At 70.7% G+C, this 14344-nt stretch carries 15 protein-coding genes and 2 pseudogenes; 9 read left to right on the forward strand and 8 right to left on the reverse strand.

Going from position 1 to position 14344, the window contains the following annotated elements; translation table 11 throughout:
• Positions 1 to 98: 98 nt before the first annotated feature.
• A complete protein-coding gene (locus tag AQJ27_RS05595) occupies positions 99 to 1214 on the reverse strand; it encodes an agmatinase family protein (protein WP_067362306.1) in 1116 nt (371 codons plus the stop codon).
• Positions 1215 to 1765: 551 nt separating this feature from the next.
• Positions 1766 to 1898 (reverse strand): annotated as a pseudogene (locus AQJ27_RS58490) (DUF4291 family protein); the annotation flags it as partial.
• Positions 1899 to 2097: 199 nt separating this feature from the next.
• On the opposite strand from AQJ27_RS58490, the gene AQJ27_RS05600 reads away from it, so the two are divergent.
• The 4 genes and pseudogenes from AQJ27_RS05600 to AQJ27_RS58495 all read left to right on the forward strand — a co-directional run.
• Positions 2098 to 2778 carry a hypothetical protein gene (locus AQJ27_RS05600; RefSeq protein WP_067362883.1) on the forward strand — a complete coding sequence of 227 codons (681 nt, stop codon included), beginning with the start codon at positions 2098 to 2100 and terminating at the stop codon, positions 2776 to 2778.
• Positions 2779 to 2979: 201 nt separating this feature from the next.
• The gene (locus tag AQJ27_RS05605) at positions 2980 to 3717 is read left to right on the forward strand and encodes an SIR2 family NAD-dependent protein deacylase (protein WP_067362309.1); all 738 of its coding nucleotides are present in this window, start codon (positions 2980 to 2982) and stop codon (positions 3715 to 3717) included.
• A 302-nt stretch (positions 3718 to 4019) separates the two neighbouring features.
• Positions 4020 to 4331: a hypothetical protein gene (locus AQJ27_RS05610; protein WP_067362312.1), complete on the forward strand. Its 312-nt coding sequence runs from the start codon at positions 4020 to 4022 to the stop codon at positions 4329 to 4331.
• Positions 4332 to 4405: 74 nt separating this feature from the next.
• Positions 4406 to 4489 (forward strand): annotated as a pseudogene (locus AQJ27_RS58495) (NAD-dependent deacetylase); the annotation flags it as partial.
• Between the two features lie 43 nt (positions 4490 to 4532).
• Here the strand turns inward: AQJ27_RS58495 and AQJ27_RS05615 are convergent.
• The 3 genes from AQJ27_RS05615 to AQJ27_RS05625 form a co-directional block, all read right to left on the reverse strand.
• Complete coding sequence (locus AQJ27_RS05615) at positions 4533 to 5015, reverse strand: methylated-DNA--[protein]-cysteine S-methyltransferase (protein ID WP_067362315.1); 483 nt, start codon at positions 5013 to 5015, stop codon at positions 4533 to 4535.
• A gap of 66 nt (positions 5016 to 5081) precedes the next feature.
• Positions 5082 to 6563 carry an AlkA N-terminal domain-containing protein gene (locus AQJ27_RS05620; protein ID WP_279636169.1) on the reverse strand — a complete coding sequence of 494 codons (1482 nt, stop codon included), beginning with the start codon at positions 6561 to 6563 and terminating at the stop codon, positions 5082 to 5084.
• A 55-nt stretch (positions 6564 to 6618) separates the two neighbouring features.
• Positions 6619 to 8691, reverse strand: a complete 2073-nt coding sequence (locus AQJ27_RS05625; protein WP_201264219.1) for a heavy metal translocating P-type ATPase — start codon at positions 8689 to 8691, stop codon at positions 6619 to 6621.
• 34 nt (positions 8692 to 8725) lie between these two features.
• On the opposite strand from AQJ27_RS05625, the gene AQJ27_RS05630 reads away from it, so the two are divergent.
• Positions 8726 to 9103 carry an ArsR/SmtB family transcription factor gene (locus tag AQJ27_RS05630; RefSeq protein ID WP_067362321.1) on the forward strand — a complete coding sequence of 126 codons (378 nt, stop codon included), beginning with the start codon at positions 8726 to 8728 and terminating at the stop codon, positions 9101 to 9103.
• A 72-nt stretch (positions 9104 to 9175) separates the two neighbouring features.
• Here AQJ27_RS05630 and AQJ27_RS05635 read toward each other — a convergent pair whose 3' ends face one another.
• The 3 genes from AQJ27_RS05635 to AQJ27_RS05645 are packed head-to-tail and all read right to left on the reverse strand — an operon-like array spanning position 9176 to position 10736.
• Complete coding sequence (locus AQJ27_RS05635) at positions 9176 to 9394, reverse strand: NAD-binding protein (RefSeq protein WP_067362323.1); 219 nt, start codon at positions 9392 to 9394, stop codon at positions 9176 to 9178.
• Between the two features lie 14 nt (positions 9395 to 9408).
• Positions 9409 to 10350: a M48 family metalloprotease gene (locus tag AQJ27_RS05640; RefSeq protein WP_067362326.1), complete on the reverse strand. Its 942-nt coding sequence runs from the start codon at positions 10348 to 10350 to the stop codon at positions 9409 to 9411.
• Complete coding sequence (locus AQJ27_RS05645) at positions 10347 to 10736, reverse strand: BlaI/MecI/CopY family transcriptional regulator (RefSeq protein ID WP_067362329.1); 390 nt, start codon at positions 10734 to 10736, stop codon at positions 10347 to 10349. Before AQJ27_RS05645 ends, AQJ27_RS05640 begins: the two co-directional genes overlap by 4 nt.
• Before the next feature lie 116 nt (positions 10737 to 10852).
• Between AQJ27_RS05645 and AQJ27_RS05650 the strand changes: the two genes are divergently transcribed.
• The 4 genes from AQJ27_RS05650 (at position 10853) to AQJ27_RS05665 (ending at position 14311) form a co-directional block, all read left to right on the forward strand.
• Positions 10853 to 11560 carry a DedA family protein gene (locus AQJ27_RS05650; protein ID WP_067362333.1) on the forward strand — a complete coding sequence of 236 codons (708 nt, stop codon included), beginning with the start codon at positions 10853 to 10855 and terminating at the stop codon, positions 11558 to 11560.
• Positions 11557 to 12165 (forward strand): phosphatase PAP2 family protein, encoded by a 609-nt coding sequence (locus AQJ27_RS05655; protein ID WP_067362336.1) that lies wholly within the window; start codon positions 11557 to 11559, stop codon positions 12163 to 12165. The genes AQJ27_RS05650 and AQJ27_RS05655 overlap by 4 nt, the downstream gene beginning before the upstream one ends.
• A 125-nt stretch (positions 12166 to 12290) precedes the next feature.
• Positions 12291 to 12953 (forward strand): response regulator transcription factor, encoded by a 663-nt coding sequence (locus AQJ27_RS05660; protein WP_067362339.1) that lies wholly within the window; start codon positions 12291 to 12293, stop codon positions 12951 to 12953.
• Complete coding sequence (locus tag AQJ27_RS05665; RefSeq protein ID WP_067362342.1) at positions 12950 to 14311, forward strand: sensor histidine kinase; 1362 nt, start codon at positions 12950 to 12952, stop codon at positions 14309 to 14311. The genes AQJ27_RS05660 and AQJ27_RS05665 overlap by 4 nt, the downstream gene beginning before the upstream one ends.
• Positions 14312 to 14344 lie beyond the last annotated feature (33 nt).

Raw genomic sequence — 14344 nt, forward strand, 5'->3', positions numbered from 1 at the left:
GACGAGCGGCGCTATGACCCCACGCCGCCCGTTGATACGAAACAGGACGAGAGCTCGGTCGGTGCGCTTCTTCCTCGGCATGCAGTTCGGGGTGACGGCTATGTCTGCTGTCCGGGCGGCGGTCCAGCGACCGCCGGGTCCAGATAGGCCGGGCCGGGTAGGCCTTTGCGACGCATTGCGATCCCGGTCAGCGCCTCGAAGATGGCCCTGCGGGCATTCATTGTCGTGGTGTAACCGGGATCGAGGTGCGGAGCGACCTCGACGATGTCCATGCCCACGACTGGCGTCTCGTGACAGATCCTGCGGATGGCAGGAAGCAGTTCGCGGTTGGTCAGCCCAGGTGGCTCCGGCGTGCCGGTGCCGGGCGCGAAGGCCGGGTCCAGCACGTCAATGTCCAGCGACACGAACAGATATTCCGGCCCGTCCAGCGCCTCGTCGATGGCCTGTTGGAGGACCACGTCGAATCCGCGACGGTCGATCTCGGCCATGAAGTGTGCGCGCAATCCGTGCTCGCGCATCCAGTCGAACAGTTCGTCGTCGGGCGCGATCGCGCTGCGAAGACCGATCTGGATGAAGTTGCGTCCGGGGATGTGTTCGTCCTCGATCAACCTGCGGATCGGTGTGGCGTGTGAGACGAGATGGCCGAACAAGTCGTTGGAACAGTCCGGATGCGCATCGAAGTGGATCACTCCGATCTTGCCCGCGCCATACACGTCGGCCACAGCTGCGGCGTCCGGCCACAGGATCGAGTGGTCTCCGCCGAGCACGATCGGGATCGCGCCCGTTCCCGCGATCTCGCGGACCAGTGTGCGGATTGGTTCCATGGAGTTGTCGATGCTGAACGAGTCCACCGCGGCATCGCCGTAGTCGACCACCGTCAGCTCCTCGAACGGCTTGATACGGGTGCTGGGGTTGACGAGCATCTGAGGAGTGTTGGGCAGGATCCGTTCATCGGCCCTGATCGCACGCGGCCCGTAGGCGGCCCCCCGATGCCCGGTGGACATGTCCACCGGCGCTCCGACGACTGCGACGTCGACGTGGCCGGCACGCAGGTCGTCCGGGTTGAGGCACAGCGGCAGCCCGAAGAACGTGGCAATCCCGGCGTAAGCGGGTACGAACGCATACCGCTGCAGGTTGATCGGCCCAGGCTCGCGCCTCGGGTCGGACGTACGATCGAGTCCCCGATTCCAGGCATTCGGGGGTACGCCTTCCATGAGCGGTTCCTTTCGATCCCGTCCGGACAGCCGCCCGGTACGAACGACGCCCGGCTGCTACACAGACGTCACTCAACTCGGCCTGCGGTGATTCACCGGGCACGTCGGTAGGACAGGCCGCAAAGGTCAGTCGTTCGGACTGGTGATCAGGAGGTCGGCCGTATCACGACAAGACATCCGGGGTGGGGCATTGGCTCCTGGCGACCCTCTCCAGGGCTTTCGCTCCGGTGCGAGGGACAAGGTCCCGTCATGACACCGCCAGTACTTCTCCACGGATACCGTGGGCAAAATCCGTGTTGGCTCGAACCACCTGCTGAGATCCAGACTCATGTTGTTCCGCCTCTCGGCGCCTGCCTCTCGAATGCGGGCGCTCCCATGCCGCACCACTGACAGCGCCGGTCTCCTCACCACGGACTTGATCGCCGAGGCCTCCCCGCGCCGCCCCACTCGGTTCCGGACGGTACGCCCCAGCAGCCGAGCAAGTTCTGAGTGATGCCGCTGCCGTCGTCTTCAGGCACTGACAGGGTCTGTGAAAGCGGCTTGATGACTCACGTCATGCGATCCCGCTTCCACATGGCGGGGAAACGGCCGTCCCGGACGGGGGGCAGGCGGTGGGTATGCCTGGTAGACGGTGATCGTGGACTCTGCGTAGGCCGCTCGGATCCCGCATCGTGGTTCTTCCATGGCGTACCGCGTGGGGTCGGCAGGTTCAGGTGGCCGCGGATTTTCGACGGCCGTTCACCGCGACGAGAGCAGCTGCGGCAGTACCGTGCTGGTTGCCAGTGCCGCGGCCGTTGCGGCCCGCCGAGTAGCAGCGCGGTGGCGCTGCGGCTTGAGAATTCAGTCGAGGAGCCACTTCAATGGCGCCGTGACCATGGCAGCGATGGACAGCAACGGAAATGTCGCCGGACGCATCTCACTCGGCGACGTCATCGCACAACTGGGCAGGCACAGGCCGGTCTTCCACTCCGAAGCCGATCTTCAGCACAGCTTCGCGCGGGCCCTGTGGGAACTGTCGCCGGATGTGCACTCCAGGCTTGAGGTACCGCAGCGGGCGGGGAGCAAGGCCGAATATCTGGACCTCCTGTGCATCGGCCCGTCGGCCCGCACCGCGATCGAGTTCAAGTACTTCACCCGGAGATGGACGGGCACGGTGGGTACTCCCGCCGAGGACTACGCCTTGAAGGGGCATGCCGCCGCGGACCTCGCCCGCCTGCACTTCGTGCGGGACATAGTCAGGCTGGAGCGCTTCTGCCGCCGGTCCGACCAGAACGGTCTTGCCATCATGCTGACCAACGACGCGTCCCTGTGGACTCCGCCCGGCGCCGGCCGCGGGCAGACTCGGGATCGAGAGTTCAGAATCCACCAGGGGCGTGAACTTGTCGGCACGCTGCGGTGGGCCGAGGGCGCCTACGAGCGGAACACGTGCACGTTGCGGGGTGCCTATCCCCTCGATTGGGAGCCGTACTCCGCATTGGACGGAGCAGGGGGAGAGTTCCGGTATCTCGCCGTGTCCGTCAGCCCGTTGTCGGACGTGACTGACGACGGGCCCTCGCATGTGTAGCGGGCTCGACGCCGAACTGCTGCGTATTGCTCTGGTACTGACCGCCGTCGTGGCATGACGGTAAGTGCCGCCGGCCCGCAGCCAGGAGGCAAGGGCTGTGTGCGCGGGACATGTCCCTCGGCCGACCAGCACAGCCGACGCGCGAGGGGCACGCTCCGATATCCACTCGCTCTGACCATGCAGGCGTCCTACTCTCGGCCCATGGGCAGCCCTCTAGTCGCCATCCTCAGTGGCGCAGGTATTTCCACCGATTCCGGAATCCCCGACTATCGCGGGCCGAACGGGCTGTGGCGGCGCAATCCCGAGGCCGAGAAGCTCGTCACGTACGAGTACTACATGGGCGATCCCGAGATCCGGCGGCGGTCCTGGCAGATGCGACGCGAGAACCGCGCCCTCCAAGCCGAGCCGAACGCCGCGCACCGGGCCGTGGCCGACCTGGAGCGGACCGGCGTGCCCGTACGGGTGATCACCCAGAACGTGGACGGACTGCACCAGCTCGCCGGCATGCCCGCACGCAAGGTCATCGAGCTGCACGGGACTGCGCGGAGTTTCGTGTGCACCAAGTGCCACAAGCGGGGCCCGATGGAGGACGCGATCGCCCGCGTCGAGGCCGGCGAGGATGATCCGCTGTGCCTGGAGTGCGGCGGCATCCTCAAGTCGGCGACCGTGATGTTCGGCGAGCGGCTCGACCCTGTGGTCCTCAGCGAGGCGGTCGCCATCACCAAGGCGTGCCAGGTGTTCATCGCCGTAGGAAGCAGTCTGCAGGTGCAGCCCGCCGCCGGGCTCGCCGGTGTCGCCGCCGATCACGGAGCCCGGCTGATCATCGTCAACGCCGAGCCGACGCCGTACGACGAGCTGGCCGACGAGGTCGTACGGGAACCGATCGGCACCGCCCTGCCCGAACTCCTACGCCGACTGAGCTCCGAGAGCAACTACTGATCGACCCGTCAGATCTAGCTCCACCAACGGGATGCCATCACAGCTGTTCTGTCAGCCTGCTTGCGGTGTGCACCTGCCAGTACACCTTTGGCCGGGAATACGAGTGGCACGTGGTGTCGGCGGATTGCCGCCTGTTCGGGCCGACATTGGATCGCGGCTCCTGCTGTCGGGTTTCGGAGCGCACGCGACCACCCCACCCCGGGCACCGGGGCCGACGGGCAGACGCGAGGCATGGACGACGACCAGGCCTACGGGCGTAGTTTTACGAACAATCTGGACGAGGCAAGGAACGCACGGCGCTGATGACCAGCCCTTCCCACGTGGACAACGACCGCGGCTGCCTGCGCCTGGTCCTCGCCGTCCCACTGATCCTGCTCACCCTTGTCGCCGCGTACTTCTGCTGGACGGCATTGGCCATCCGTCCGTCCGGGCCCTGGGACGACGACGCGTACGCAGGCATCGTGCTCTCGTGCGTCCTTGCCATCGGGGCTGCCGGTGCGGTGGCAGTGCTGTGGCTGCTGCCGTCGGTGCGACGGATCATGGGGTGGTGGTGGGCGGGCCCCGCCGTGCTGTTGGGTGTGATCGCAGTGATCCGATGGGTGACGGGTGGTTGAGCCGTCCAGGGTGCGTTTGAGAAGTGGATCAAGCTCTGCCCTGATCGCCTTGCCACCTGCCCGTAAGGAAGTTGGAAGTCGAGAAGCTCGTGACGTACGACTTCTCCATGGGTGATCCGGAGATCCGGCGGAGGTCGTGGCAGATGCGGCGCAAGAACGAAGGCACAGGGAGCCAGCGGCGAAGAGAGCTGGCGCAGTGAGCTAGAAGAGTGCCGTGCCGCTCTCGAAGTCCAGCAGGCGCTGCTTGCGGTCCAGGCCGCCGCCGTATCCGGTGAGGCTTCCGTTCGCGCCGACCACGCGGTGGCAGGGCACGATGATGCCAATGGGGTTCTTGCCGTTGGCGAGGCCGACCGCGCGGGAGGCGCCCGCGTTGCCCAAGGCATCGGCCAGTTCGCCGTACGAGCGGGTCTCGCCGTAGGGGATCCGGCACAGCTGCTCCCAGACGCTGCGCTGGAAGGGGGTGCCGGACATGCGCAGTTCGAGGGTGAACTCCTTCAACTCGCCCTCGAAATAGGCCTTCAGCTGGTCGGTGACCTCGCCGAAGGGCGTGTCGTCGCGTTCACCGAAGGTCTCCTCCGGCGGGCGGTGGCGCTGGCCGACCATGTAGAGGCCGCACAGGACGCCGTCGTCAGCGACGAGGGTGAGGGGGCCGTACGGGCTGTCGATGACCGTGTGCTGTTTCACAGTTCGTACCTTCGAGTCGTTTGAAGCCATGCGCATGTGAAGCCATGCGCATGTGCTTGAAGTCGCTTATACGGGGAGGAAGTTGATCGGGTGGCTGTCCGTCGCCCACAGGTACTGGACCGCGTACGCCCGCCATGGGCGCCACGCCGCCGCGCGCGCCGTCAGGGCGGCGGGGGTCGACGGCAGGCCCAGCTCCTGGGCCGCGCGCCGGATTCCGAGGTCGGTGGGGAGGAAGGCGTCGGGGTCGCCGAGGGCGCGCATGCCGATGACGTCGACCGTCCAGGGGCCGAAGCCGGGGAGGGCGAGGAGGCGCGTGCGGGCCTCGGCCCAGTCGCTCTCCACTCCCAAGTGGAGGGTGCCGTCGGCGAGTTGGCGTACGAGGGTGGTGAAGGTGGTGCGGCGGGTGCTCGGCATCGCGAGCGACGTCGGGTCAAGGGCAGCGAGCGCCTGAGGGGAGGGGAAGAGGTGGGTGAGGCCGCCCTCGGGGTCCTCGACGGGTTCGCCGTGCGCGGTGACCAGACGGGCCGCGTGGGTACGGGCGGCGGCGGTGGAGACCTGCTGGCCCAGGACGGCCCGTACGGCGAACTCGGCCTCGTCGACCGTGCGCGGCACCCGGCGACCGGGAGCCTTCGCCACCAGGGGCGCCAGCACCGGATCCGTCCGCAGCTGGTCGTCGACGGCGACCGGGTCGGCGTCCAGGTCGAGCATGCGGCGGCAGCGGCTGATCGCGACGGGCAGGTCGCGCAGGTCACTGAGGGTGAGCCGGCAGGCGATGTGGTCGACGTGCGGGGTGAGCCCGACGATCCCGTGGCCGTAGGGCAGGCGCAGGGTGCGCCGGTAGGCACCGTCGCGCCACTCCTCGACACCGGGTACGGCGGTCGCCGCGAGGTGGCCGAAGAGGTTGTCGGGGTTGAGCGGAGCGCGGAAGGGGAGCCGCAGGCTCAGGACCCCCGGGGTGGCCGGGGCGCGCTTCTTCGGCACCCGGTCGCGCAGCTCGCTCGGGGCGAGGGCGAAGACCTCGCGCACGGTGTCGTTGAAGGTGCGGATGGAGGAGAACCCGGCCGCGAAGGCGATCTCCGCCATCGGGAGCGCGGTGGTCTCGATGAGCAGCCGGGCGGTCTGGGCGCGCTGGGCCCTGGCGAGCGCGAGCGGTCCCGCGCCCAGCTCGGCCAGCAGCTGCCGCTCGACCTGGCGGATGCTGTAGCCGAGCCGGCCGGCCAGGCCCGGAACGCCCTCGCGGTCCACGACCCCGTCGCCGATCAGACGCATCGCGCGGGCGACGAGGTCGGCGCGCTGGTTCCACTCGGGCGAGCCGGGGCTGGTGTCCGGACGGCAGCGCTTGCAGGCCCGGAACCCGGCCTGCTGGCACGCCGCCGCGCTCGGGTAGAACGTCATGTTCTCGGGTTTCGGGGGCACCACCGGGCAGCTCGGCCGGCAGTAGATTCGCGTGGTCAGGACCGCTGTGAAGAACCATCCGTCGAAGCGCGCGTCCTTCGACTGGACAGCGCGCACACAGCGCTCCATGTCGGTGTGCATCCCATTCCGCATGCCTCAAGCATCGGGCACCCGCGAGGCCTGGGCTGGCGAGAATCCGACATCAACCTCACAGCGCCCGAGGTCGGCCTCCGTCCGTCCGACGCCATGCGGACTCCCTCAGCAGCCGCAGCCCGTTCAGCCCGACGAGCACGGTGGAGCCCTCGTGGCCCGCGACGCCGAGCGGCAGCGGGAGGTGTCCGAGCAGGTCCCACAGGACGAGGACCGTGATGAACGTACCCGCGACAAGGAGATTCTGGACCACCAGGCGGCGGGCCGCGCGGGACAGCCGTACGACCGCGGGGATCGCCGCCAGCTCGTCGCGGACGACGACGGCGTCCGCCGTCTCCAACGCGAGGTCGGAACCCGCCCGGCCCATGGCGACCCCCGAATGGGCGGCGGCCAGGGCGGGCGCGTCGTTGACGCCGTCGCCGACGAACAGGACCTTGCGGCCGGCGCGTTGGAGCTCTCGTACGGCCGTGACCTTGTCCTCGGGCAGCAGGGAGGCGCGTACGTCCGTGATGCCGGTGGCGGTGGCCACCTGGGCGGCGGCGCGCGGGTTGTCGCCGGTGAGGAGGACGGGTGAGGTGCCCGTGAGGGCGGTGAGCCCCGCAGCCGTCTCGGCGGCGTCGGCGCGCGGGCGGTCGGCCAGGACGAGCGTGCCGACGAGGGCGCCGTCGCGTTCCACTCGGACGACCGTGCCGCCTTCGACGTCGGCGCCCGTGCCCGTGCCCGTGTCCTTGCCCGTGCCCGTGTCCTTGCCCGTGTCCGTGTGCGTATCCGCATCCGCATCCGTGTCCATGTCCGTGTCCATGTCCAGGCCCGAATCGGGGCGGCCGACCGTGACGACCCGGCCGTCGACCGTGGCGGTGACGCCGTGTCCCGGCTTCGCCGCGAAGTCGCGGGCTGGGGCGAGGCACAGGTCCCGGGCGCGGGCGGCGGCGACGATCGCGCGGGCGAGCGGGTGTTCGCTGGGGTGCTCGGCGGCGGCCGCCAGCGCCAGCAGGGCGTCCTCGTCCAGCCCCGATCCGGTCGCCGGGCGTACGGCCGCCACCTCGGGCGCGCCCTCCGTCAGCGTCCCGGTCTTGTCGAGGGCGGCCGTGTCGATCTCGCCGAGGCGTTCCATGGCGAGCGCGGACTTGACCAGAACGCCGTGCCGGCCGGCGGTGGCGATGGCGGAGAGCAGCGGGGGCATGGTCGCGAGGACGACCGCGCACGGCGAGGCGACGATCATGAAGGTCATCGCCCGCAGCAGCGCGCCGGTGAGGTCCGCGCCGAAGGCGAGCGGAACGGCGAAGACGGTGAGCGTGGCGGCCACCACGCCCATCGCGTAGCGCTGTTCGATCTTCTCGATGAACAACTGTGTCGGCGCCTTGGTGCGCGAGGCCTCCTCCACGAGGGTGACGATCCGGGCGATCACGGAGTCGGCGGGGTCGCGCTCGACACGGACGCGTAGGGCTCCGGTGCCGTTGAGGGTGCCCGCGAAGACCTCGTCGCCCGGGGTCTTCAGGACCGGCAGCGGCTCGCCGGTGATGGTCGCCTGGTCGGCCTCGCTCGTACCGTCGAGGACCCGTCCGTCGGCTCCGATCCGCTCCCCCGGCCGGATCAACAGCTCGTCACCGACGGCGAGTCGGCTCACCGGGACGGACTCCTCACCGTCGGCGGTCACCCGGGTCGCCGTCGCGGGCGCGAGGTCGAGCAGACCGCGTACGGAGTCGGCGGTGCGGGCGGTGGCCAGGGCCTCCAGGGCGCCGGAGGTGGCGAAGATGACGATCAGCAGAGCGCCGTCCAGGACCTGTCCGATCGCGGCCGCTCCGAGGGCCGCGACGATCATCAGCAGATCGACGTCGAGGGTCTTCCCGCGCAGCGCCCGCAGCCCCTGCAGCGCCGGTTCCCAGCCACCGGCGAGGTAGGCGATCGCGTAGAGCGGCCCGTACGTCCAGCCGGGCGCGTCGGCGAAGTACAACGGGAGCGCCGGCAGGAAGGCGGCGGTCGCGAGGAGCGCCCAGCGAGCCTCCGGCAGCGCGAGGACGCGGGTGCGGCGGCGCGGGGCCGTGCGGGCGGTTGCGTCGAGGTCGGGGACGGGCGGCGAGTCAAGAGTGGAGGACACCCTGGCACCATACAGGAACACATGAAGACTCATTCATACCTTCATGTGCGATGGGTAAGATACGCCCATGGGTCATGGAGCCGTCACCACCGCGCAGGACGCCGCCGCTCAGAACGTCGCCACGCGCGTGCGTCTGGACGCGGCCAATGTCGCGAAGGTGGCCACCACGCTCCAGGCCCTGTCCACCCCCTCACGGCTGCTGATCCTCGCGCGGCTGCGCGAAGGGCCGCTTCCGGCGACGGAGCTGGCCGCCGAGGTGGGCATGGAGCAGTCCGCCTGCTCGCACCAGCTGCGGCTGCTGCGCAATCTGGGCCTGGTCGTCGGCGAGCGCCGCGGCCGGTCGGTGGTCTACGCACTGCACGACCACCATGTCGCCGAACTCCTCGACCAGGCGGTCTACCACGTGGAGCATCTGCGGCTCGGCCTCAGCGACGCGTCCGAGTAGCGCGGACGCCCCGGCCGACGGCCATGCGACAGATGCGGCCGCTGTACGCCGCCGGGTTCACGAGGACCGGGATCAGGCGCCTACGACGTAGAGGACCGGGATCAGGCGCCTTCGACGTAGGGGAAGACGCGGGTGAAGTCGGCGCCGGGTTCCGCCGCGGCGAAGCTCTCCCACAGGGCGCCGGTGGCCCAGGTCGAGACCCACCGATCTGCCGAAGGCGATCGCCTCGCTGGTCGCGGCGAGCGTGGTGGCCGCGAGGAAGTTGTTCGCCAGCTTCAGGGCCCCGGCCATCCGACCCGGAAGGGTCAGCCGGTCTCCTCGCCCTGGGCGATCTCCACCTCGTGGTGGAAGGCGAGGACGCCGGTCGCCGCCGCGGAGGCCGAGACGGTCGCGCAGGCGACGAGGAGGAGGGCGATCCAGGTGGCGGCGCGGGGGCGGCGCCCGGGAGCCGTGAGAAGGGCCGCGACCCGCTGGGGTACGGGTCCGGTGGTCGCGGCGGCGGCGAAGTCGGGGCGGGTGGAGCGGGCGGCCGTGGTGGCGAGGGCGGCGCGGGCGATGGCGCGCGCGGTCAGGCGCCGGTCCCCCACCGCCGTGGCGGCGGCCTCGTCCGCGGCGCGTTCGGCGGCGAGCGCGATGCTGTCGCGGACCGGGCGCAGCCCGGGATGGCAGTGCGCGGCGATCTCGGCCGCGACGAGGAAGCGGTGGTGGTTGCCCGCGTTGTGGGCCCGCTCGTGGGCGAAGAGCACCTCGCGCTCTTCGGGACGAAGGCTGCGGAGCATCGCGGTGGTCACGACGATGCGGTGCGGGCGGCCCGGCAGCGCGTACGCGTCCGGGTGGGGCGATTCGATCACGCACAGGTCGCCCGCGGCGGGTCCGCGGTCGGCCTGGCTGCGGGCGGTGCGGAAGGCGCGCAACTGGCGCAGGGCGGAGCGTACGAGGGTCGCGGCGCCCACGGTCAGGAGGCCGGTGGCCGCCGCCGCCAGGGGCAGGACGATCAGGTTCGACGGGGTGCGCAGGGGGTGGACGAGGTCACCCAGGCCCGCCAGGACCGGCAGTTTGAGCAGGCCGGTGAGGAGCAGCGCGCCGAGCGCGGCCACGGAGGCGCCGGCCAGCACGAGGACCGTGAGGGTCAGTGCCCACAGGGCGGCGACCGGCGCGAGGCGTTCGAGGCAGCGGCGGGCAAGCCCCGGCAGCGCGAAGGGCAGCAGAAGCGGGACGAGCAGCGGAATGATCAGCAGAGTGGTCATTGCTCACCCGATTCCAGTGGCTCACCCGATTCCAGAAGATCGCGCAGGAGCCGCTCGTCGTCGGGGCTGAGCTGGGCGACGAACCGGGCGAGCGCCGTCTCCCGGTCCTCGTCCCGGTCGAGCTCGGTGTGCATGCGGCGGGCGGTGAGGCCGTGCGGGTCCTGGACGGGGAAGTAGGCGAAGCCGCGGCCCTGCCGCTCCCGGCCGACGATCCCCTTCTCGTGCAGCCTCGACAGGATCGTCGTCACCGTCGTGCGGGCCAGCCCCGAGCCGAGTTCCGTCTGGACGCGGCCCGGAGTCAGGGGTGCGCCGGCGGCCCAGAGGGCGGCCATGACGGAGGCCTCGAGCTCACCCGCCGGTCGGCGTTCGTCCTTCGCGCTGGTCATGGGAACGATCCTCACCCCGGTATCGTCTACAGTTCAGTAGACCGTCTACAGGATTGTAGTCACTCGGGTGCCGTCACGACTGCGCCCGCCCGTCCAGTATGAGAGGGCTCCCGGCGATGGCCGCACCTTTGTTCGCAGCGTCACAGCTCGGATCACAGCTCGGGTCCGAGCTGGCGGTGAACATCCTCAGCGCCCAGTCCCTGCTCGCCGCCTTCGGTGTGCTGGGTGTCGGCGTGGTGATGTTCGCGGAGACAGGGCTGCTGATCGGCTTCTTCCTGCCCGGTGACTCGCTGCTGTTCACGGCGGGTCTGCTGTGCACGGGGTCGGGCCACGGCGGCCTGAAGCTCTCGCTGGGGCCGCTCCTCGTCTGCGCCGCCGTGGGCGCGCTGGCCGGCTCCCAGTGCGGATATCTCATCGGACGCAAGGCGGGCGGCGCGCTGCTCGCCCGCAGCGGCTCGCCCCGGCTGCACGAGGGGGCCAAGCGCGCCGAGGAGCTGCTGGAGCGGTACGGCCACGCGAAGGCGATCGTGCTGGCCCGCTTCGTCCCGGTCGTACGCACGGTGCTGAACCCGATGGCGGGCGCCCTCCAGGTCCCCGCCCGCACGTTCACCGTGTGGCAGGTCGTCGGCGGTCTCGTCTGGAGCATCGGCCTCACCCTCGCGGGCTACGGACTGGGCTCGTCGATTCCGAACGTCGACCGCTATCTGCTCCCGATCATCGCCGTGATCGTCATCGTGTCGCTGATCCCGCTGGCCGCCGAGTTCCGCCGCTCCCGCAAGGCCGCAGCCGCGACCGCGACCGCGGAGAAGGGCACCCAGGGATGATCCTCGCGTTCAACGGGTCGTCGATCGACGGCTCCACCTACACCTACGTGGTGAATCTCGCCCATGAGTCCCCGTCCTGGCTGGACAACCTGGTGTCCGCCTGGTCGACGTACGGGCTGGCGCTGTTCGCCGTTCTCATGCTCGTGGGCTGGTGGCAGGCCCGTCGCAGCAGCGCCCGGGAGGCGATGGTGGCGCTCGCGGTGCCGGTGATCGTCGTCGTGGCGTTCGGGGTGAACTCCCTGTTCAAGATGGTCGTGCGCGAAGACCGTCCCTGCCAGAGCCTGCACGTGAAGACGCTGGAGGCGTGTCCTGCGCCGGGCGACTGGTCCTTCCCCAGCAATCACACGGTCATCGCCGCCGCGGCCGCCGTGGCCCTGCTCCACGTCTCCCGTCGCCTCGGCACCATAGCCCTGCTGGGCGCCTGCCTGATGGCCGCCTCCCGGGTCTGGGTCGGCGCGCACTATCCGCACGACGTGGTCGCCGGTGTCCTGGTCGGCACGCTGATCGCGATGCTGCTGACGACTCTCCTGCGCAGACTCTCCGACCCGCTGGCGGCCCGGCTGACGGACTCGCGGCTGCTGCGGCCGTTGCTGGTCTCGGCGTAGACCCACGCCCACGGCTAGGAGTCGAGCCACGAAGCTACGGCTACGGCTACGGCTACGGGGAACAGGCAAGCACCCTTCCGGAGCGGCCGATGGCTGCCGGAGCGGCTGAAGGCTGAAGGAGGGCCATGCGGCACACGATCCTGGTCGTCGAGGACGACCACGCCCTGCGTGACGTCCTGCTGCGCGGGCTGCGCGACGAGGGCTTCGACACCGTGCCCGCCCCGGACGGGGCGACCGCGCTGCGGCTGGCCGGGGACGACATCGACGCGGCCGTGCTGGACGTCGGGCTGCCCGACGCGGACGGGCGGGACGTGTGCCAGGCGATCAGAGCCAATGGCTTCCTCTCGCCCGTCATCTTCCTGACCGCCCATCACCACCTCACGGACCGGCTGGCGGGCTTCTCGGCCGGCGGCGACGACTATCTGCCCAAGCCGTTCCACCTGACGGAGCTGGCCGCCCGGCTGCGGGCGGCGCTCAAGCGCAGCGGACCGCTCCCGGCCACCACCGCCGGGGACCTGGTCCTGGACCCGGTCGGGCACAGCCTCACCGTCCGGAGCACCCGGGTCGACCTCACCCCGACGGAGTTCCGGCTGCTGGCGGTGCTGATGGCGGGGGCCGGGGACATCGTCCGCAGGCGGGAGCTGGTCAGGGCCGGCTGGCCGGAAGGCGCCCAGGTCAGCGACAACACGCTGGACCAGTATCTGACCCGGCTGCGCCGCAAGCTCCGGGACGGCGGCAGCGCGCTGACCATCACCACGGCGCGCGGCATCGGCCACCGGCTGTCATGAGGGCGTTCGCCTCACGATGGTGGCCGCGCACCCTGCGAGGCAGGCTCTCCCTGGTCGCGCTCACCACGGCGACGATCCTGATGGTGATCCTCACGGTCGCCTTCAACACGGTCGTACGCCGTCACCTTCAGCACCAGGCGGACGACGAGCTGCGCACCCGGGCCGCCGCCGTCGCCGCGACCGTCGTCACCGACGGCTCCCGGGTGCGGGTCCTGGAGACTCCGGGCGAGGAGCTCCTCGACACGAACGTGTGGATCTACTCGGGCGGCCGGCTGCTCGAGAAGCCCCCGTCCGCCACCGCCACCAGCCCGTTGACCCGCGCCGCCGGCCGGATCGTGGCGCGCGGCGCCAGTCACTGCGTCACCGTGCACAGTCACGACGAGGTACGGCTGTGCTCGCGCCCGGTGCCCGGTGGCAAGGGCTCCGCCGTCGTCGTCACCGCACTCGACCTCTCCCCGTACCGCGGCTCGGCCGACACGATGCTCTTCGCGTCCCTCGCCCTCGACGCCGCGATGCTCGCCTGCACCTACGCACTGACGCGGCTGGCGGTGGGCCGCGCCCTGCGTCCCGTGCGTTCGATGACCGAGCACGCCACCCAGTGGAGCGCGATAGCCTCCCAGGAGCGCTTCGGCGCCGTGACCCGTCCCACCGAACTCGCCCAGCTCGGCGGTTCGCTGGACGCCCTCCTCGACCGCATCCGCGCGCTGCTGCGGCACGAGCAGCAGCTCACCCGGGAGCTGTCGCACGAGCTGCGCAACCCGCTCGCCCGGATCATCGCCGAGCTCGACTGGTGGGGAGCCCGCCCCCGCTCCGACGCCGACACCAGGACCACGCACGCGGCGATCGCCGACGCGGCCCAGTCCATGCGCACGATCTGCGACACCCTGCTCGACGAGGCCCGCGACAGCGCGGCCACCGCGCCCGGCACGGCCGACGTGCTGCCTGTGCTGCACCGCCTGGTGGACCGCCTCGGGCCCACGAAGGTGGGCGTCGAGGTCGTCGTCACCGCCTGCGACGCGCGGTTGTCGGCCGGGGTGCCGGACGCCCTTCTGGAGCGCATCGTCAGCCCGCTGCTCGACAACGCCCTACGGCACGCGCGCACCCGGGTCGAGATCCTGGCCCGCGCCCGGCCCGGCGGCGTACGCGTCGAGGTGGGGGACGACGGTCCCGGCGTACCGGCGTCGTTCGCGGCGCAGCTCTTCCAGCCCGGCCGGCGCGCCGATCCCGAGGACGGACACGGCGGAGCGGGCCTCGGGCTGCCGCTGGCGCGACGCCTGGCCCGCTCCGCCGGCGGCGAGGTGGACCACGAACGGCGCACCTCCGGCGCGACGTTCGTGGTCACGCTTCCCGCGGGTTGAGCACGTCATCCCGCCTGAAGACCTGCTCGCGGC

Origin of the sequence: Streptomyces olivochromogenes (assembly GCF_001514115.1) — a bacterium.
In the GTDB taxonomy this organism is placed as follows: Bacteria; Actinomycetota; Actinomycetes; order Streptomycetales; family Streptomycetaceae; genus Streptomyces; species Streptomyces olivochromogenes.